Genomic DNA, 1,349 nt, shown 5'->3' on the forward strand with positions numbered 1-1,349 from the left:
CGGGTCGCGATTCAATATGCCGGCAGCAGCCTGAAGCTTCACAAGCTGATGCTGCGGGTATTTGCGGACAATACGGCCGCGGTGAGAAGCTATGAAAAGGCGGGCTTCGAAAAGGAGGCGCTGCTCAGGGATGAGATAAAAACCGGGGACGGTTATCGTGATTTGATACTGATGGCCCGTCTGTATCCCGAAAACAGATAAGAGTAACAGTGCGGACCGCTAGACTGTTACAGATAAAAACAAAAAAGTCTGCCGTATGGCGGGCGGATGGGAAGATTTCATGAGTAAACTGGTAAGCATAGTAATTCCCTGCTATCGTTCGGCCGAAATGCTGGAGGGTGTTGTGGCGGATATCGGCAGGGAGATGGACAATCTGAAGGACAAATACCGCTGGGAGCTTATTCTTGTCAACGACTGTTCTCCGGATAATACCTTTGAGGTAATCAGAAGGCTTTGCGAGAAGCATAACAATATATGCGGCGTAAACCTGGCGAGGAATTTCGGCCAGCATGCTGCGCTGATGGCCGGTTTCCATCAGGTGAAGGGAGACTATCTGGTGTGCATGGACGATGACGGCCAGACGCCCGCCGATGCCATCGGGGATTTACTGCAGGGGCTGGAAGAGGGCAGCGATGTGGTGTATGCCAGATATGAGCATAAGCACCATAATGCGTTCCGCAATTTCGGCAGCAGGGTCAATGATCTGATGTTGAAATTCATGCTGGGAAAGCCGTCGGATTTGTATGTCTCCAGCTTTTTTGCCGCAAGAAGGTTTATTGTGGACGAGATGCTTCGTTATCAGAATGCGTATCCTTATGTGATCGGCCTTGTCCTGCGCGCCACACGCAATATAAAAAATGTTACGGTGGAGCACCGTGACAGAAAAGCAGGAGAATCCGGCTATACCCTGGGAAAGCTTCTGGGGCTGTGGTTTAACGGTTTTACCGCCTTCAGTGAAAAACCGCTGCGGATCGCCACCATGATCGGCACCGGCTGCGCATTCCTCGGCTTTTTGTACGGCTTGTATACCATTATCAAAAAGCTGGTGAATCCGCTGGTGCCCATCGGCTTCAGTTCACTGATGTCCGCGATCATGTTTATCGGCGGTATGCTGATGCTGATGGTGGGGCTTGTGGGCGAGTACATCGGCAGGATGTATATCTGTATGAACAATGCGCCGCAGTATGTGGTGCGGGAAATTGTAGGCGAGGAGATGCACAAGCCCGAGGACGGCCTGTGCAACGGGCCGGGACAGGGGCCAGGACAGAAGGAACAGGAACAGAACGGGCCGGGGCGGACAAGGCCGGGAAACAATTAACCGGGGCAGGAACCCCGCGGCGGGGACAGGC

At 53.1% G+C, this 1,349-nt stretch carries 2 protein-coding genes; both read left to right on the forward strand.

Translation table 11 applies throughout. The features are described from left to right. On the forward strand, positions 1 to 201 hold a 201-nt coding region (locus HMPREF1548_RS00410; RefSeq protein ID WP_021633629.1), incomplete at its 5' end, for a GNAT family N-acetyltransferase. A gap of 79 nt (positions 202 to 280) precedes the next feature. Beyond that, complete coding sequence (locus HMPREF1548_RS00415; RefSeq protein WP_270495039.1) at positions 281 to 1,318, forward strand: glycosyltransferase family 2 protein; 1,038 nt, start codon at positions 281 to 283, stop codon at positions 1,316 to 1,318. Positions 1,319 to 1,349: the final 31 nt, after the last annotated feature.

This window comes from Clostridium sp. KLE 1755 (assembly GCF_000466465.2).
Classification (GTDB): Bacteria; Bacillota; Clostridia; order Lachnospirales; family Lachnospiraceae; genus Eisenbergiella; species Eisenbergiella porci.

Coding starts and splice junctions, on each gene's coding strand:
- HMPREF1548_RS00415 (WP_270495039.1), top strand. CDS start 281: ATGAGTAAACTGGTAAGCATAGTAATTCCCTGCTATCGTTCGGCCGAA.